We start from the raw sequence: 17,720 nt of genomic DNA, 5'->3' as shown, positions 1-17,720 counted from the left end.
GGCCTCGCCATGCGACCATTGGTCAACTTGCGAGACCTGGAAGACCTGGGAGACGACGTGGCCGAGAGCGGATACCTGACCATCAACCAGGTCCGCGACCGCCTCATCGCCGCCGGCTACCACGACAGCGGCCAGACCATCCGCCGCCTCATCGACAGCGGACACCTCGGCCGCGAAGGCGCCGACGACGGCTGGTACCGCACCGAACGCGGCAACTACCGGATGGTCTCCGTCGCCGCCGTCGACAAGTTGATCGCCGCCCGTCGACAGCCCGCCAAACCCGAGTAGCAATCCCATGCGGCCACAATGACGCCGCAGTGTCGCCGGACGCGACGTCACGGCACCCGCCAAAGCGGGCACATCGGGGGCGACATTAAGGCGACATACGGCTAGCGTGAAGACATGACCGCACCCAACCATGCCCTACGGGCAGTGCGCGCCGGCATGCTCATGAGCCAGGACGACTTCGCCCGCGCCCTGCGCACGGCTGGGCAGCGGGCCGGCGAGCCCAACGACGCCAACAAGCGCCTCGTCCAGCGGTGGGAAGCCGGCCTCATCGCCGCCCCACGCCCGACCTACGCCCGCGCGCTGGAAGTCGTCACCGGCCTGCCCATCGAGCTGCTCGGCTTCGCCGCAGTCCCCAACCCCGACGTCACCACCGACGAGGCCGGCGGCCACGACGTCACCTCAGAGATGGCCAGCCTCGCCACACCCGCCGCGCCCCAGGTGGCAGTTCGCAGCTCCTACTCGGGGGTGTGGCTCAGTCGCTACCAGTACTTCTCCAGCGGACGGAGCGACACCTACACCGGCCAGCACTACGTCGTCGTCCTCCAACACGGCGAACTGCTCACCGTCCGCAGCCTGCCGAAGTCGGCGAACTCGTCGCTGTCCATCGACCTGACCGTCGACGGCAGCGTCACCACCGGCACCTGGGTCGAGCAGACCGATCCCAACGGCTACTACCGCGGCGCCCGCTACCACGGGGCGATCCAGATGCTCGTCGAGCCGACCGGCCGACGCATGGCCGGGAAGTGGGTGGGGTTCGGCAAGGACATGGACATCAACACTGGCCCGTGGGAGTTGGTGTTCCAGGATGCGTCGACCAGCAAAGCCACGCTCGACCGCTACAACACCTCCATCAAGGAGTGAGAGCTGCCGCCGGCCGGGAGGACGTCTTCGCACCACCCGCAACGCCCGAGTTACAGATGACGCACCCGTAGTAGCGCTCCCACTGCGGATGATTCGGGCAGCCGGACAGGAATCCCACCCAGCCGAACGTCTGACGACCAACGACGCCCGTGCATCCGTCGCCGTCCAAGGGCACTATGGCTCTCTCCCAGTGATCACGGCAACACTGAGGGACGTTCCCGCAGGCAACTATTCACCGGGGACAACAGCACCCTAGAGTCCTACTCATAGGACGCTGGCACGCACTCCGGGGGGAGGTGACGACGCCGATGACCACCAACACCACGCTGCGCCGTCTCGCCCTCGGTGCGGTCCTCACCGGCGCCGGGATCCTCGGCGCGCTCGCCCTGTCCACCGCCGCCCACGCCGACGACGACACCCAGCAGCCGGGGGGTGTGCTGGGTGCCGTCGTCGAGGTCGTCGACCAGGTGACACCCGAGCCGACCACCGAGCCCGAGCCGACCAGGGACCCGGAGCCGGAGCACGCCGACGAACCGACACCCGAACCCGAGCAGGCCGACGAGCCCGAGCAGGACGCACCCGCCGACCCGGCCACCGAGCCGCGCGTCGAGGTGCCACCCGTCGAGGTTCCCGTCGACGTGCCGCCGGTCGTCATCGTCACCCCGCCCGTCGTGGATGTCCCGCCGGTCGTCGTGAACCCGCCGCCGGTCGTCGTGAACCCGCCCGTCGTGGATGTCCCGCCGGTCGTCGTGAACCCGCCGCCGGTCGTCACCGCCGAACCCACCCCGACAGCGCCCGCCGCCACACCGGCCACCGACCCGCAACCGGAGCCGACCGCGCTGCCCGTCATCGGGCCTGTCGCCGCCACCGGCGCCCACCACGCCGACGACGGCATCTACCCGCCCGGCGTCCTCCCCGAGCCCACACCCCGCGTCGGCGACTGCGACGACAAGGGCCGCCACGGCGACCGCCAGCCGGTCCCCACCGGCGACGGGAAACAACAGCGCCGCGCACCCGCCAGCAGCGGCAGCGGGGAGACGACCCGCACCGGCAAGCCCTGCCCCACGCCCGCCGGGCCCGGTGGGCAGGCCGCCGAGATGTTCACGATGAAGCCCCCGCCGCCCACCGGTGAGCAGCTCGTCGCCCTCACCGCCGCCGGCGTCTACAGCCAGCCGGTGCTGCACCGGCTGGCGCAGCTGCGACCCCGCAGCCACACCCTCGCCGGCCGCACCGAACACCCCGAGCCCGGACCAGCCTGACCTGCCCACGCCCGCAGCGCGACAGCGGGCAACGGCCGCAGCCTGCGGGCTACGGCGGGAGGCCGGCGATCCCTCTGGCCCGACCTCCGTTCACCCCCGTCAGAACCCCCGAACGGAGCTGATTGCACATGAGCACCATCGAAGGTCCGGCCAACCGGCAGAGTGAACGGTCCGTCGACAGCAACAGCCTGCCCGGCGTCACGTTCCTCGCCCTGTCCGCTGGCAGCTTCGCCGCTGCCGGAATGGCCTACGTCTTCGACAGCACAACACCGATCGACGTCAACCGCGGCGCCTACGCACTCGCGGTCTGCGTGTCGATCCTCGCCTTCAGTGGTTGGCTCACCCGAACCAGTGAGAACCGGATGCAGAGATACATCGACTGGCGGCTCGACGAGCACGCCCAGCGGATCGAAAAGGCGATCCGCGACAACCCGACGTCTGTGTCGTACCTGCCCCAGCGCAGCCAAGCGACTGCGGGCCAGACCTACCGCACGGTCGCGGCCGTCGCCGTTGGAGGGAAAAACGACACCGTCCAGATGCCCACGGGCATGGACCCCGCGACCGCCGCCGCCGTGCGACGTATCAACCTGCGGCTGACCCCCCGAGCGGACCAGCAGTAGACGCTTGTGGCGGACGCCGGATGATAGGCCTTAGGCGTCCGCCACGATCGTCGGCAATGTGCTGACCACGCCCGAGTGGCGCCGTACCACCCAGAGCAACACCCTGGTGGCCAACTTCAAGGTCGCCTCCACCGCCCGCCGCCTCGACCGCGACAGCGGTCGCTGGGTCGACGGAAACTCCCTTCGCGTACGCGTCAACTGCTGGCGCAAGCTCGCCGAAGGGGTTGCCGCCTCGGTGATGGTCGGCGACCCGGTGGTGGTCTGCGGCCGGCTCTACACCCGCGACTGGACCGACGACGCCGGCAACCACCGCACCCTCTACGAGTTGGAGGCGGTGGCCGTCGGTCACGACCTGTCCCGAGGCCGTGCCCGCTTCCTGCGTAACCGCCCGAGCATGACCACCAGCACCGTCGAGGACGCGGAGGCCGAGAGTCGGGTGCACGGCGAGTCGACCGAGCCGGTGCCCGCCGGCGAGGCCCCGGTGCTGCCCGACGACCGCCCGCTGGACGACGACTTCGAGCTGTCCGACTTCGGGGCCCCAGGCACCGGCCCGATGGGTGCCACCCTGGCTGGCGGCGGCTCGTTCAGCGGCTCGTCCGGGGGTGACGTGCCGGTTGGGCGGGCCGACGACCCGGCCGGGCTCGACGACGACGAGCTGGCGACCCCTGCCGAAGCGCCCGACAGTGACCCGGCCGACGACTCGGACGACGAGTTGGGGCCGGTGCCGGACGAAGGCGAGCCGGCTGTCGCGCCTACCGGTCGGCGGCGACGCGGCCGGGTTCCGCAGCCGGCGTGACCGACAGGTGCGGGCCGAGCGGCAGAGCCGCCGGCTGACGTCGCTGCGGTGCTCCGGGCGGCAGGTCCGCTGACGTCGCTGGTGGTGCTCCGGCGTCCGTGGCACGACGGGGGCGGGGTGGCGACGCGGTCGGCGTCGTCACCCCGCGTGGGCCACCGTTCGGCGTGCGGCGTACCTGTCGGCGGGCCCGGGCAGGCAGCGGCACGCGCGGTTGCCCCGGCCGGCGCACCGGGCACTCGTCTAGGCTGGCCGGCCGGAGGTGGTGCGCGTGCGACGGACAGCGCCGGTGGCGAACGCGGTGGGTCTGCTGGCCGGGTACGCGCTGGACAGGCTCATCGGCGACCCGCGCCGGTGGCACCCGGTGGCCGGCTTCGGGCAGGCCGCCGGAGCGCTGGAGCGCCGCCTCTACCGGCCGGACCGGACGGCGGGTACGGCGTTCACCGCGCTGGCCGTGGGTGGGCCGGTGGTGCTCGGGGTGGTCGCCACGGCAGCCACCCGGCACCGGCCGGTGACCCGGGCGGTGCTCGTGGCAGCGGCCACGTGGGCCGTGCTTGGCGGTCGTACGCTGCGGCACGAGGCGACCGTCATGGGTCGTACGCTGCGCGCCGGCGACCTGCCCGCCGCGCGGCGACGCCTCGGTCACCTCTGCGGCCGGGACCCGTCGATGCTGGACGAGCCGGAGTTGGCGCGCGCAACCGTCGAGTCGGTCGCCGAGAACACCTCCGACGCGGTCGTCGCACCGCTGTTCTGGGGTGCGGTCGCCGGCCTGCCCGGCCTGCTGGGCTACCGGGCGGCGAACACCCTCGACGCGATGGTCGGGCACCGGTCGGCGCGCTACGAACGCTTCGGCACCCCGGCCGCCCGGCTGGACGACCTGCTCAACCTGGTGCCGTCGAGGCTCACGGGGCTGCTCACCGTCGCCGTCGCGCCGGTGGCGAACGGCGACCGGGAGCGGGCCTGGCGGGTGTGGCGGCGGGACCGCAACGACCACCCGAGCCCCAACGCCGGGCAGTGCGAGGCGGCGATGGCCGGTGCGCTCGGGGTCCGTCTCGGCGGACGCAACGTCTACTTCAGCCGCTCCGAGGTGCGTCCCTTCCTCGGTGACGGCCCCCGCCCCGAGGCGCGGCACCTCAAACGGGCCGCCCGGATCTCCGGCACGGTAGGTCTGGCCGCGCTGGGGCTGGCCGCCGTGTACCCGGTGACAGTCGGCCGTCTGGTCGCCGCCGTGGGTCGCCGCGGGCTCGGTGGCGCGGCTCGCCGTGGGTTCGGCGCCGTCCGGCGGGGGACCGGGCGGTGAGCGGCGGACTGCTCGTCGCCGGCACGACCTCCGACGCCGGAAAGAGCGTCCTCACCGCAGGCATCTGCCGCTGGCTGCACCGCAAGGGCGTGCGGGTGGCGCCCTTCAAGGCGCAGAACATGTCGAACAACTCGGCTGTCGTCGTCGGGCCGGACGGGCGGGGCGGCGAGATCGGGCGCGCGCAGGCCATGCAGGCCGCCGCCTGCGGGTTGGCACCCGACCTGCGGTTCAACCCGGTGCTGCTCAAACCGGGCAGTGACCTGGCCAGCCAGGTGGTGCTGCTCGGCGAGGCCGTCGACACGATCACCGCCGGCACGTTCCGGCAGTTGCGTCCCCGGCTCGCCGAGACCGCGTACGCGGCATTGGCGGAACTGCGCGCCACGTACGACGTGGTCGTCTGCGAGGGCGCCGGCAGCCCCGCGGAGATCAACCTGCGGGCCGGCGACTACGTCAACATGGGGCTGGCCCGACACGCAAACCTGCCCACCATCGTGGTCGGCGACATCGACAGAGGCGGCGTCTTCGCGTCGATGTTCGGCACGGTGGCTCTGCTCGACCCCGAGGACCAGGCGCTGATCGCCGGCTTCGTGATCAACAAGTTCCGGGGCGATCTCGGCCTGCTCCAACCCGGACTGGACATGCTGCGTCACGTCACCGGCCGTCCCACCTACGGGGTGGTGCCGTGGGCGCTCGACCTGTGGCTCGACGCGGAGGACTCCCTCGCCTACGGCCGGGTGCTCGGCCGGCCGGCCGCCCCACGCGGCACCGAATGGCTGGACGTGGCAGTCGTGCGGCTGCCCCGGATCAGCAACGCCACGGACGTGGAGGCGCTTGCCACCGAGCCGGGTGTCCGCGTACGCCTCACCGTCGAACCAGCCGAACTGGCCGCCGCCGACCTCGTCGTCCTGCCCGGCTCCAAGTCGACAGTCGCCGACCTCGCCTGGCTACGCGAGACAGGGCTCGCCGACGCGGTTGCCGCACACGTGGCCGCCGGTAAGCCTCTGCTCGGCCTCTGCGGCGGCTTCCAGATGCTCGGCCGCGCCATCCACGACCCGGTGGAGAGCCGGCAGGGCAGCGTGCCGGGGCTCGGAATGCTGCCCATCGAGATCACCTTCGATCCGCGAAAGACCGTCCGGCAGTCGGTGGGCACCGCCCACGGCGGCCTTCCGGTACGCGGCTACGAGATCCACCACGGGTACGTCTCGCAGGCCGATCCCACCCTGGCCCCGCTGCTGACAGGTGCCGACGGTGCCGGCGAGGGCGCCGTGCTCGGTGCGGTGCACGGCACGCACTGGCACGGTGCGTTCGAGTCCGACGCGTTCCGCCGTTGGTTCCTCACCGAGGCGGCCCGGCTGGCCGGGCGTACCGGCTTCCAGGTCGCACCGGACACCAGTTTCGCCGCGGCCCGGGAACGCTCACTCGACCTGCTCGGCGACCTGGTCGAGGAGCACCTCGACACCGACGCCCTCTGGCGGCTCGTCGAGTCCGGCCCACCTGCCGGCCTCCCCTTCATCCCACCCGGCCCTCCACCCTCCTGACCGACCCGACCGGGCGGGCGGCGGGCGGCGCGGGCAGGCGTGACGCGGGGCCGGGCGGGCGGCGGGCGGCGCGGACAGGCATGACGCCGATGTCGGTGGGGGTTCAGGGGCGGATGTCGGCGGGGCGGTCGCTGGTGGGCAGGCCCGCGGCGAGCCAGGCGTCGACGCCGCCGATCATGTCGGTGGCCCGGCGGAGGCCGAGGGTCTGGAGGCTGGCGGCGGCCAGGCTGGAGCTGTAGCCCTGCCGGCACACCAGGATGATCTCCCGGTCGTAGCCGGTGGCCTCCGGGATGCGCCAGGCGCTGGCCGGGTCGAGACGCCACTCCAGCACGGTCCGGTCGATGACTATCGCTCCGGGCAGGTCGCCCTGTTCGCGGCGCTGCGTCTCGGTACGGGTGTCGACAAGCAGGGCCCCGCCCCGGACCGCCTCGACGGTCTGTTGCGGAGTCAGTCGGTGCAGCCCGGCTCGGGCCTGTTCGAGCAGGGCGTCGATGCCGGGGCTCATCACGTCTCGGAGCACCACCCGATGATGCCGATTCCGATGCCGCCCCGGACGGCGAACGGGTCGGGCGTCACCCGCCGCCGCCCCAATTCCCCCGGACGTGACGTGTGGCCGACCAGGACGGTCAACCACACGTGTCGCAGTGGCTCGATCACCTGGCCCACGGCGGCGACGGCATACTGCGACCGTGTCCGAATCCGCCAGCCGTCCGACCGCTCACCACGGTGGGTCGACGCCGGACGGGGTGACGGCCCACGGCGGGACCGGGAGGCTGCCGGTGGCGGTCGTCGAGGCGTACGCCGAGTTGGCGCGTCGGGTGCTCGCGGGCCCGGCGCGGTTGGGGCGGACCCGGCTGGTGGCGGTGGACGGGCCGAGCGGCGCGGGCAAGAGCCGGTTCGCCGCGCGCCTCGCGGAGGCTCTGGCGGCGCTGCCCGGTGGACGGCCGCCGGTGGTGCACACCGACGACCTGCTCGACGGTTGGGACGACCAGCTCACCTTCTGGTCCCGGCTCGACGAGGAGGTGCTGGCGCCGCTGCGCGAGGGGAGGGCGGGTGCCTACCGTCGCTACAGCTGGGTGCGGCGACGTTTTCTGCCCCGCCCGGTGTCGGTGCCGGTGGCGCCGGTGCTGCTGCTGGAGGGGGTCAGTGCCGCCCGGGCGGTGGTCCGGCCGGAGGTGACGCTTGCGGTGTTCGTGACGGCGCCCGCCTCGTTGCGGCTGGCGCGGGCGGTACGGCGGGACGGCCCGGAGATCCTGCCCGAGTTGCGTCGGTGGCACGTGGGGGAGCGTGCGCACTTCGAGGCAGACGACACCGCCGCCCAGGCCGATCTGGTGGTCGACGGGGCGCCGACCCTGCCGCTCGACGGGGACCGGTACTACGTGCGGATCCGCTGAGCGGGCATGGACGGCGGCCACCGGCTGGGGCACGATGCGAGAAGCTACGGCGAAACGGGGAGCCCACCATGACGGCAGCGGACGCGCCAGCGCGGCGTCGGATCACCCTCACCGGCATCAGTTCGCGGGCCTGGGAGCATCCGGCCGACCGGGGCGCTCTCGTCGCGTTGCGGGAGCTGCGCGGGTTCGACGACGTGGTGCGCGCGTTCTTCGGGATGTGGAACGAGCGCGGTTTCCGGCTGTCCGTGCTGGCGTCAGGCATCCGGGTCGACCACCGCCAGTATCCGGCGGTGTGGCAGCGCTACACCGAGGCGGCGGCGACGCTCGACCTGGCGGAGCTGCCCGAGGTGTACGTGACGCAGTCGCCGTGGCTGGGCGCCGAGGCGGTCGGGCTGGACCGGCCGTTCATCGTGGTGAACTCCGCCTGCGTGCAGCAGCTCGACGAGGACGAGCTGCGCTGCCTGCTCGGCCACGAGCTGGGGCACGTGGGCAGCGGGCACGCGGTCTACAAGACAATGCTCATGATCCTCACCCGGTGGGCGGCCAACCTGAGCTGGCTGCCGGTGGGCGCGTTCGCGCTGCGGGCGATCATCGCGGCGATGCTCGAGTGGTGGCGCAAGGCGGAACTCTCCGCCGACCGGGCCGGCCTGCTCGCCGGGCAGGACCCGGCCGCCGCGCTGCGGTTGCTGATGAAGCTCGCCGGTGGCGGTGACCTGTCCCAGATCGACACGACCGCCTTCCTGGAGCAGGCGGCCGAGTACGCAGGTGGCGGCGACCTGCGCGACAGCCTGCACAAGATCCGGATGACGGCGTGGAGCACCCACCCGGTGCCTGTGGCGCGGGCGGCGCAGCTGCGGCAGTGGATCGACTCCGGGGCGTACGGGCGGGTGCTGGCCGGGGACTATCCGCGCCGCGACGACGACTCCTCGACAAGCGTCTCGGATGAGATCAAGGCCGCCGCCGAGTCGTACCGGGAGGAGTTCAGCCGCTCCACCGACCCGCTCGTCGGTCTGCTGCGCCGCCTCGGCGACGGTGCCAGTGACGTCGGCGAGTGGGTGGGCGGCACCGCCGGCCGGGCCCGGTCCTGGATGGATGCCGCCACCGAGGCCGCCGGCCGCGCGCAGCGCGCCAGCCGGACCGCCCCCGGCGCGCGGGCGGGTTCCGGCCCGTCGGGCGGCGACGGTACGGGCTCCGCCGACACGCCCCGGTAAGGCCGTCATACGATTCCGGTCATGACCTCACCGATCATGTCCGAGTCCGAGGTGCGGGCCGCCGTCGAGCGGGAGATGCCCGGCGTACGGGCCGACCTGGAACGCCTCGTCCGCATCCCCGGCATCGCCTTCGACGGTTTCGACCACTCGCACGTGGAACGGTCCGCCGAGGCGGTCGCCGAACTGCTGCGCGGCTGCGGCCTGGACGTCGAGATCGTGCGCTCCGGCGGTCAGCCCGCCGTGATCGGACGGCGGGCCGCCCCGCCCGGTGCGCCCACCGTGCTGCTCTACGCCCACCACGACGTGCAGCCGGTCGGCGACCGGTCGCTGTGGGAGTCCGACCCGTTCGAGCCGGTCGAGCGGGACGGTCGGCTCTACGCCCGGGGTGCGGCCGACGACAAGGCCGGGATCATGGCGCACATCGCGGCGCTGCGCGCGTACGGGGACGCGTTGCCTGTCGGTGTGGTGCTCTTCATCGAGGGCGAGGAGGAGTTCGGCTCCGATTCGCTGGAGCGGCTGCTCGTCGAGCACCGCGACGAGATCGCCTCGGACGTCATCGTGATCGCCGACTCCACCAACTGGGACGTCGGCGTACCGGCGTTGACGACCTCGCTGCGCGGCGTCGTGAACTGTTTCGTCGAGGTGCGCACGCTGGACCACGCCGTGCACAGCGGCATGTTCGGCGGTGCCGTGCCGGACGCGCTCACCACGCTGGTCCGGTTGTTGGCCACGCTGCACGACGACGCCGGTGACGTGGCGGTCGAGGGGCTGGTCGGCCGGGTGGGCGCGACCGTCGACTACCCGGAGGACCGATTCCGGGCCGAGGCGGGGCTGGCCGAGGGCGTACGCCTGATCGGCACCGGCCGGATCACCGACCGGATCTGGACCAGGCCGGCGGTTGCCGTGCTCGGCATCGACGCGCCGTCCACGGGCGAGGCGCCGAACGCCCTGGTGCCGGCCACGAAGGCGAAGCTGAGCGTCCGTCTCGCCCCGGGGGACGACCCCAAGCGGGCGTACGAGGCGGTGCGCGCGCACCTGGAGAGGCACGCGCCGTGGGGCGCGCAGGTGACTGTCAGCCTGGAGCACGACGGCGACCCGTGTGTGATCGACGCGTCCGGCCCGATGTTCGACGCGGCCCGGTCGGCGTTCCGGGCCGCCTGGGACGGCACCGACCCGGTGGACATCGGCATCGGTGGTTCGATCCCGTTCATCGCGACGTTCCAGGAGATGTTCCCGGAGGCGGCGATCCTGGTGACGGGTGTGGAGGATCCGCACGCCCGCGCGCACGGCCCGAACGAGAGCCTGCACCTGGGGGAGTTCGCCCGCGTGTGCCTCGCCGAGGCGCTGCTGCTGGGCCGGGTGGCCGCAGCCGCCACCTGAGAACGGCAATTTCGCGTCTGATCTGCCTGTTTGCGGCGTGTCGCCGCTGGGATTGCTATAGGCTTTCGAACATGAGTACGAACGAGGTGATGGCCCGGTTGGGGGCCGCCGTCAGCGCGCTGGGGGACGTCGACGTCTCCGCGTGGTCCGAGGACACGCTCAACGAACAGCTCGGTGATCTCTCCGCCGCCTTGGTCGCCCTCGACTCGGTGCTCGCCCGGGTCGCCGGCGAGGTCCGCGCGCGAGGGCTGCGCATCGAGGAGCCCGTCTCCGCCTGATCCCGCCGCCGCTCGCGGGCGGCGGCACCACGCCGACACCGCCCGGGCACGGCAATGCCCGGGCGGTGTCGGAGGCGACTGGCAGGATGGCGTCGTGCGGTTCCTCGATCTGGCGGCCACCTCCGCCGCCGTCACCGCCACCAGCGGCCGTCGGGCCAAGGTGGAGTTGCTGGCGGACGCGCTGCGCCGGCTCGACCCGGCCGAGGTGGAGGCCGGTGCGGGCTACCTCGCCGGCGAGCTACGCCAGCGGCAGACCGGGGTGGGTTACGCGAGTCTGCGTGACCTGCCGCCCCCGGCTGCCGAGGCGACGTTGACAGTGGCCGCCGTCGACGCCGCCATGGAGCAGCTCGCCGCGGTGCAGGGCACCGGTTCGCAGGGCCGGCGGCGGGCGCTGCTCGGCGCCCTCTACGGCGCGGCGACCGCCGACGAGCAACGTCTGCTCACCGCCCTGTTCGGCGGCGAGCTGCGGCAGGGCGCCCAGGCGGGGCTGCTCGCCGACGCGGTGGCCCGAGCCGCCGACGTGCCCGTGGCGACGGTGCGTCGCGCCCTGCTGCTCGCCGGTGACCTGCGGGCGGTGGCGGTCGCCGCGCTCTCCGGTGGCGCCGCCGAGCTGGCCGGGTTCGGCCTTCGGGTCGGCCGGCCGCTGGCACCGATGCTCGCGCAGAGCGCCCCCTCGGTCGACGAGGCGCTCGCGGCGACCGGCACGCCGGCGGTGGTCGACGTGAAGCTCGACGGCATCCGCATCCAGGTGCACCGGTCCGGCGGCGACATCGCCGTCTTCACCCGCAGCCTCGACGAGATCACCACCCGGGTCCCCGAGGTCGTCGCCGCGGTCCGCGCCATGCCCGGCCGGGAGCTGGTGCTCGACGGCGAGGCGATCGGCCTGGACGAGTCCGGCCGTCCGCTGCCGTTCCAGGAGACCTCCAGCCGGGCGGCCCGACGCACGACGCCCAGCACCACGGGGCGTACCCCTGTCGCCCCGGCGGTGCTCGCGGCCGCCGCCAGCACCGGCACGAGTGTGCTCACCCCGTACTTCTTCGACCTGCTGCACCTCGACGGGGAGGATCTGATCGACATGCCCGGCCGGGACCGGTGGGCGGCCCTCGCCGGCGCGGTGGACGCGTCACTGCTGGTGGGGCGGGTCGAGGTGGACGACCCGGAGCAGGCCGGCGCCGCGTACGCCGCCGCTGTCGACGCCGGCCAGGAGGGCGTGGTGGTCAAGGACCCGGGCGCGCCGTACGACGCCGGCCGGCGCGGCGCCGCCTGGGTCAAGGTCAAGCCTCGGCACACCCTCGACCTGGTGGTGCTCGCCGTCGAGTGGGGCAGCGGCCGACGCAAGGGCTGGCTGTCCAACCTTCATCTGGGCGCCCGTGACCCGCGCACCGGCGGGTTCGTGATGCTCGGCAAGACGTTCAAGGGGCTCACCGACGAGCTGCTGCGCTGGCAGACCGAACGGTTCCTCGACCTCGCGGTGGACCGCGGCGACTGGGTGGTCCGGGTCCGCCCCGAGCAGGTGGTGGAGATCGCCTTCGACGGGGTGCAGACGAGTTCGCGTTATCCGGGCGGGATGGCGCTGCGGTTCGCCCGGGTGCTGCGGTACCGCGACGACAAGTCCGCCGCCGAGGCGGACACCATCGACGCCGTCCGTGCCATCCACGCCGGCCGGGTGAGCGGCTGACCGGGCCCGGTCAGGCGGGCGTGCTCGGCGTCGGCTCGGCCGCCCGGTCCAGGGGCCTGCGCTCGGTGTCGAGGCCGGCGGCCCGCCGGGCCTCCCGGCGTGCCACCCAGCCGTAACCGAACAGGGCCATCACGGCGAAGAGCCACCACTGCACCACGTAGCCGAAGTTCTGCCAGTTGTTGGCGTGCCCGACCGTCACCGCCTTGAACGTCGGGTCGGCGGCCGGTGTCTGCTCGTCGAGCAGCAGGTACGCGCCGTACACCGGGTAGGGCAGCTCGCCGGCGAGCCGCGGGACGGCGATCCGTCGGGTCTCCAGCCGCCCGTCCCGCCGGTCGACAGTGCCGGCGCCGCTCTCGGTCTCGTGCACCCGGCCCACGACTGTCACGTCGCCGGTGGGCGCGGCGGGCACCGGCGGCTGGGCTGTCGCGCCACCCGGCGCCGGTGGGATCCAACCCCTGTCCACCAGCAGCGCCGTGCCGTCGGAGAGCACAAGCGGCGTGAGGACCTCGAAGCCCACCCGGCTGTCCACCGTCCGGCCCCGCACCAGCACCGTGTTCGTGGGGTCGTACCGGCCGGTGACGGTGATCCGGGTCCAGACCTTCTCCTTCGCGGGGGCCGGGCCGGCCTTGCCCGCGCCGCCGGTGGGCGCGCTCAGCGCCTCGGTCAACGGCACCGGCGCCATCCGCTGGCCGGCGTCGATCCGTTCGTTGACCTCGGTACGTCCGCGGTAGCGGTCCAGCTGCCAGTTGCCGAGCCACACCATCACGGCGGCGGCGACCAGGGTCAACGCGAGGGCGCCCAGCCAGCGTGGGCTCAGCAGGAACCGGTACACGGCACCGAGGCTACCCGTATGACCGGGGCCACTGTCCGCGACCGGGCCGGGACGGTGCGCGCGGCAGAGGTTGGCGGTGCTCGCCAGTCGGGACGGGCGGGTATCGTCACGCCGACGGATCGACCTCCTCGGTTGTCCGTCGCGTACCCGCCGCCGCCCGCGAGGAGTCGATGATGACCGTGGTGCCGCGCCTGGTGCTCAGCGCGCCGTCCTCCGGGCACGGTAAGAACGCGCTGGCGATCGGGCTGCTCGCCGCACTGGCCGAGCGGGGTGTCGACGTCGCCGGGTTCAAGCTCGGCCCGGATCACGTCGACGCCGCGTACCTGGGCCTCGCCGCCGGTCGGCCCGGCCGCGTGATCGATCCCCGCCTGGTCGGTGTCGACCGTCTCGCCCCACTCGTCGCGCACGGCGCGGCGGGCGCCGGCCTCGCCGTGGTGCAGGGCAGCATGGGCCTGTACGACTCGGTCGGCGGCCGCCCCGAGCAGGAGTCCACGGCCGCCGCGGCCGCCGCGCTGCGCAGCCCGGTGGTGCTCGTCGTCGACGTCGCCGCGATGGGCCAGTCGGTGGCCGCCCTCGTGCACGGCTTCCGCTCGTACGACGAGCAGCTCTGGCTCGGCGGGGTGATCCTCAACCGGGTGGCGTCGTCCCGGCACGAGGCGATGCTGCGCGAGGCGCTCGACGACGTGGGTGTGCCCGTCTACGGGGCGCTGCGCCGGCAGGACCTGCCGGCCGTGCTGCCGTCCCGGCGGCACGGCGTGGCACCTGTGGTCGAGTCCTGCGCCGACGCGGTCCGCGCGGTGCGCCGGCTCGGTGAGGCGGTCGCCGCCACTGTCGATCTGGAACGGCTGCTCGGGTTGGCCCGGTCCGCCCCGCCCCTTCCGGCGCCGGCCTGGTCGCCGCAGGAGGCGCTCGGCGCGTTGGCCGTTCCGGCGGACCGGCCGCTGGTGGCGCTCGCCGGTGGCCCGGGTGGCAGCTTCAGCCATCCGGAGACCGCCGAGCTGCTACGTGCCGCCGGGGCCGAGGTGGTGACAGTCGATCCGCTGCGCGACGAGGCGCTGCCGGTGGGCACCCGCGCGCTTGTCGTCGGCGGCGCGCTGCCCGAAGCGTACGCCGAGCAGTTGTCGGCGAACCGGCGGCTCTGCATCGCGGTGGCCGAGTTGGCGCGTACCGGCCGGCCGGTCGTCGCCGAGGGCGCGGGCCTGCTGTGGCTGGCCCGGGAGTTGGACGGGCTGCCCATGTGCGGGGTGCTCGACGCGGTGGGTGTCAGCCGGGACGGCCTGGTGGTGGGCTACCGGGAGGCGACGGCCCAGACGGACAGCGTGGTCGCCGCGGCCGGCACGGTGCTGGTGGGGCACAAGGAGCACCGGGCGGTGCTGACGCCGCGTGCCGGTCAGCGTCCGGCCTGGAGCTGGGACGGCGGCACGCCCGAGGGTTTCGTGTGGCGCAACGTGCACGCCTCGCAGCTCACCCTGCACTGGGCGGGTCACCCGGCGACCGCCGCCCGGTTGGTGACCGCCGCGGCGGCCGACCCGGTGGACGAGGTGGTGCCCGCGCAGCCCGGTGGGGTGCCTGCATGATCGGTCAGGTGGCGGTACGCCGCTTCCCGGAGTTGACAGTGTCGACCCCGCGTACGGAGGTGCGGCGGGTCACCGCCGCGGACGCGGCGGCGGCCGGGGAGATCTTCGCCGACCGGCTGACCCGGCGGTGGCTGCCGCTTGCCGACGACTCCGGCCCGATCGACGGGCACGCCTGGTGCACCGATCTGGCCCGGCAGCGGCGCGACAGCGGCGACGGTGACCACTACTCGGTGCTCCGCCGTGAGGACGACCTGGTGGTGGGTGCGCTCTGGACGCGGCGTACCGACTGGGGTGCCCGGGCCACCGAGGTCTCGTACGCGATGGCGCCGCACGCGCGTGGCTTCGGGCTGGCCGCCGAGGCGGTGGACGCGGTGGCCATCGCGTTGATCCTGGAGCACGGCTTCCAGCGGGTCGAGCTGCGGGTGGCCCCCGGCAACCTTGCCTCGCGTCGGGTCGCCGAGAAGGCGGGCTTCAGCTACGAGGGCCTGCTGCGTAACGCCGGGTTCGTCCGCGGTGGCCGGGTGGACCTGGAGCTGTGGTCGTTCGTGGCCGCCGACCTGCGCTGAGTCCCGCCGTTCTCAGCCGACGATGGCGTCCGACGGTGGGGTGAACTGGCGGGTGGGTTGTCCCTTCAGTCCGTCCCGCAGCGTCTTGGCGACCGCCGCGATGGGGATCTGGGACTGCCCGTCACCTACCGCGTTGAACGGGTTGTCGGGGTCGGAGATGAAGCTCGCCGCCGCCAGTTCCGGTGTGTAGCCGACGAACCAGGCGGACCGGGTGCTGTCGGTGGTGCCGGTCTTGCCGGCGACCGGGCGACCGACGGTTCCTCGCACGCTGTCGGCGGTGGACCAGCCGCCGCAGCCACCGCGTGCCGGGGTGTCGCCCGTCGGGCAGCGGGCCGCGTCGGTGGCCGCCCGGGCGGCGTCCGCGCTCACCACCTGCCGGCAGCGGGGCTTGGCGACCTCACGGTGGATGCCACCGGGGGTGGCGTACGTGGCGGGTGTGCCGTCCCGGTTCATGATCGCCTGTACGGGGATCGCCTCGCAGTACCTGCCGTCGGCGGCGATTGCGGCGTACGCGTTGGCCATCTCCAGTGGGGTGGCGTCGGAGACGCCCAGGGTGAACGCGCCCCACTTCTTCGCCTTGCCCGGGGACGCCTGTTCCCGGTCGACGTCGGTGCGCCACCGCAGCCCGAGCTGTTCGGCCAGTCGGACGGCCCGGTCCGCGCCGACCTTCTCCTCCAGCCACACGAAGTAGGTGTTCACCGACTTGCCGAAGCCGGACCACATGGTCTGCTGGCCGGTCATCGCGCCGCTGGCGTTGGAGGGCGCCCAGCCGTCGTACACGGACGACTTGTAGCGGTACGGGGCGTTGAAGGACGTGGAGAGTGTCATGCCGGAGTCCAGCGCGGCGAGCATCGGGAACATCTTGAACGTCGATCCGGCCTGGTAGCCGGGCAGGTCGCCGCCGCCGAGCAGGGGTGCCACGGTGTTCGGGTAGTTGGCCTTCACGTTCGGCCCGGCCTCGGGGTTGGAGCTCTGCGGGTTCTCGGCCAGGTCCAGCGAGTAGGTGCGGTTGACGGCCATGGCCTTGACCCGTCCGGTGCCCGGTTCGGCGACCACGATGCCGTTGGCGAACGGGCTGCCGGTGGCTTCCTGGGCGCCGACGTTCTTCTCGGCCGCCTCCTGGATCTTGGGGTCGATGCTGAGCACGATCCGGTAGCCGCCGCGGCGCAGCTTGTCGATCCGCTCCAGCCGGTTCGCGCCGAACGCGGGCTGCGCGCTCCACCAGTTCTTCAGGTAGTCGCAGGCGAATCCCCAGCTGTTGTACTTCTGCGGGATCGCGGCGCAGTCGTTCGGCGGGTTGGTGAGCTTCAGCCGGATCGGTTCGGACTTGGCGGCGGCGGCCGAGTCGGGGGACATGTAGCCGAGCTGGCTCATCCGGTCCAGGACGTAGTTGCGCCGTCCGGTGGCCTCCTTCTGGTCGGAGTCGGCCGGGTCGTACTCGGACGGCGACTTGACCAGCCCGGCGAGGGTGGCCGCCTCGACGGGGGTGAGGTCCTTGGGGGTCTTGGAGAAGAAGATCTCACTGGCGGCGTAGATGCCGTACGCCCGGTGACCGAAGTACGCCGAGTTCAGGTACCGCTCCATGATGTCTTCCTTGCTCATCTCCTTCTCCAGGTCCAGGGCCATCCGCATTTCCTTGACCTTGCGCAGGCTGGTCTGCTGGGTGGCTTCCTGGACCTGCTTGGGGGTGGTCGCGCTGTCCCGTAGGGCCATCCGGACGTACTGCATGGTCAGGGTCGACGCGCCCTGGGAGCCGCCGGAGCGGGCGTTCGCCACGAAGGCGCGGGCCACGCCCTTGGGATCGACGCCGTGGTGCTGGTAGAAGCGGGAGTCCTCGGCGGCGACGATCGCCTGCTGGATGTTCGGCGACATGTCCGACAGCTTCGTGTACTGCCGGTACTCCTCGTAGAACATCGTCAGCACGGTCTTGCCGTCCGGCGCGTAGAGGTACGAGGTCTCGGCGGGCAGGGCTGTGGTCAGCAGCTTGGTCTTCTGCTCCACGGCGTGCGCGGTGGCCTTGGCGCCGAGCCCGGTGAGGGCGACCAGCGGGTACGCGGCGGCGGCGATCACGATGCCGGCGATCAGTCCGGCGCGCAGGAGAGGGACGAGTCGACCAGCGGCAGCAAGGGGTCGGTTGCTCACACG

The 17,720-nt window shown here is 73.1% G+C and carries 17 protein-coding genes; 14 read left to right on the top strand and 3 right to left on the bottom strand.

Going from position 1 to position 17,720, the window contains the following annotated elements:
• Positions 1-27: 27 nt before the first annotated feature.
• The 7 genes from ACZ6N8_RS23030 to ACZ6N8_RS23000 all read left to right on the top strand — a co-directional run bounded on the left by ACZ6N8_RS23030 (position 28) and on the right by ACZ6N8_RS23000 (position 6,659).
• Positions 28-288 (top strand): hypothetical protein, encoded by a 261-nt coding sequence (locus ACZ6N8_RS23030; RefSeq protein ID WP_466012569.1) that lies wholly within the window; start codon positions 28-30, stop codon positions 286-288.
• Between the two features lie 114 nt (positions 289-402).
• Complete coding sequence (locus tag ACZ6N8_RS23025) at positions 403-1,149, top strand: helix-turn-helix domain-containing protein (protein WP_466012567.1); 747 nt, start codon at positions 403-405, stop codon at positions 1,147-1,149.
• Positions 1,150-1,457: 308 nt separating this feature from the next.
• Complete coding sequence (locus ACZ6N8_RS23020; protein ID WP_466012566.1) at positions 1,458-2,408, top strand: hypothetical protein; 951 nt, start codon at positions 1,458-1,460, stop codon at positions 2,406-2,408.
• 128 nt (positions 2,409-2,536) lie between these two features.
• Positions 2,537-3,028: a hypothetical protein gene (locus ACZ6N8_RS23015; RefSeq protein WP_466012565.1), complete on the top strand. Its 492-nt coding sequence runs from the start codon at positions 2,537-2,539 to the stop codon at positions 3,026-3,028.
• A 58-nt stretch (positions 3,029-3,086) separates the two neighbouring features.
• Positions 3,087-3,824: a single-stranded DNA-binding protein gene (locus tag ACZ6N8_RS23010; RefSeq protein ID WP_466012563.1), complete on the top strand. Its 738-nt coding sequence runs from the start codon at positions 3,087-3,089 to the stop codon at positions 3,822-3,824.
• Positions 3,825-4,092: 268 nt separating this feature from the next.
• Positions 4,093-5,121: a cobalamin biosynthesis protein gene (locus ACZ6N8_RS23005; RefSeq protein ID WP_466012561.1), complete on the top strand. Its 1,029-nt coding sequence runs from the start codon at positions 4,093-4,095 to the stop codon at positions 5,119-5,121.
• Positions 5,118-6,659 carry a cobyric acid synthase gene (locus ACZ6N8_RS23000; protein ID WP_466012559.1) on the top strand — a complete coding sequence of 514 codons (1,542 nt, stop codon included), beginning with the start codon at positions 5,118-5,120 and terminating at the stop codon, positions 6,657-6,659. The genes ACZ6N8_RS23005 and ACZ6N8_RS23000 overlap by 4 nt, the downstream gene beginning before the upstream one ends.
• A 103-nt stretch (positions 6,660-6,762) precedes the next feature.
• Here the strand turns inward: ACZ6N8_RS23000 and ACZ6N8_RS22995 are convergent, their stop codons facing one another.
• Complete coding sequence (locus ACZ6N8_RS22995) at positions 6,763-7,164, bottom strand: rhodanese-like domain-containing protein (protein ID WP_364374269.1); 402 nt, start codon at positions 7,162-7,164, stop codon at positions 6,763-6,765.
• Between the two features lie 184 nt (positions 7,165-7,348).
• Here ACZ6N8_RS22995 and ACZ6N8_RS22990 point away from each other — a divergent pair, with 184 nt between their 5' ends.
• The 5 genes from ACZ6N8_RS22990 to ACZ6N8_RS22970 all read left to right on the top strand — a co-directional run bounded on the left by ACZ6N8_RS22990 (position 7,349) and on the right by ACZ6N8_RS22970 (position 12,600).
• Positions 7,349-8,053 carry a uridine kinase family protein gene (locus tag ACZ6N8_RS22990; protein WP_466012557.1) on the top strand — a complete coding sequence of 235 codons (705 nt, stop codon included), beginning with the start codon at positions 7,349-7,351 and terminating at the stop codon, positions 8,051-8,053.
• Positions 8,054-8,121: 68 nt separating this feature from the next.
• Positions 8,122-9,264, top strand: coding sequence for a M48 family metallopeptidase (locus ACZ6N8_RS22985; protein ID WP_466012556.1), 1,143 nt, complete (start codon positions 8,122-8,124; stop codon positions 9,262-9,264).
• Positions 9,265-9,300: 36 nt separating this feature from the next.
• Entirely contained in the window at positions 9,301-10,644 is a 1,344-nt protein-coding gene (locus tag ACZ6N8_RS22980) for a M20/M25/M40 family metallo-hydrolase (protein ID WP_466012749.1), read from the top strand.
• Positions 10,645-10,715: 71 nt separating this feature from the next.
• Entirely contained in the window at positions 10,716-10,922 is a 207-nt protein-coding gene (locus ACZ6N8_RS22975) for a hypothetical protein (protein ID WP_139585616.1), read from the top strand.
• Between the two features lie 94 nt (positions 10,923-11,016).
• Entirely contained in the window at positions 11,017-12,600 is a 1,584-nt protein-coding gene (locus ACZ6N8_RS22970; protein ID WP_466012553.1) for an ATP-dependent DNA ligase, read from the top strand.
• A gap of 10 nt (positions 12,601-12,610) precedes the next feature.
• Here ACZ6N8_RS22970 and ACZ6N8_RS22965 read toward each other — a convergent pair whose 3' ends face one another.
• The gene (locus ACZ6N8_RS22965; RefSeq protein WP_466012551.1) at positions 12,611-13,432 is read right to left on the bottom strand and encodes an SURF1 family cytochrome oxidase biogenesis protein; all 822 of its coding nucleotides are present in this window, start codon (positions 13,430-13,432) and stop codon (positions 12,611-12,613) included.
• Between the two features lie 173 nt (positions 13,433-13,605).
• On the opposite strand from ACZ6N8_RS22965, the gene ACZ6N8_RS22960 reads away from it, so the two are divergent.
• Together ACZ6N8_RS22960 and ACZ6N8_RS22955 are read left to right on the top strand one after the other, a co-directional pair.
• A complete protein-coding gene (locus tag ACZ6N8_RS22960) occupies positions 13,606-15,009 on the top strand; it encodes a cobyrinate a,c-diamide synthase (protein ID WP_466012549.1) in 1,404 nt (467 codons plus the stop codon).
• Positions 15,006-15,575, top strand: a complete 570-nt coding sequence (locus ACZ6N8_RS22955) for a GNAT family N-acetyltransferase (protein WP_364373567.1) — start codon at positions 15,006-15,008, stop codon at positions 15,573-15,575. The genes ACZ6N8_RS22960 and ACZ6N8_RS22955 overlap by 4 nt, the downstream gene beginning before the upstream one ends.
• A gap of 12 nt (positions 15,576-15,587) precedes the next feature.
• Here the strand turns inward: ACZ6N8_RS22955 and ACZ6N8_RS22950 are convergent, their stop codons facing one another.
• Complete coding sequence (locus tag ACZ6N8_RS22950) at positions 15,588-17,717, bottom strand: transglycosylase domain-containing protein (protein ID WP_466012548.1); 2,130 nt, start codon at positions 17,715-17,717, stop codon at positions 15,588-15,590.
• Between the last annotated feature and the right edge of the window lie 3 nt (positions 17,718-17,720).

It is taken from the genome of Micromonospora sp. NPDC047521 (assembly GCF_055587305.1).
This window is presented reverse-complemented; position numbering and strand designations above follow the sequence as displayed.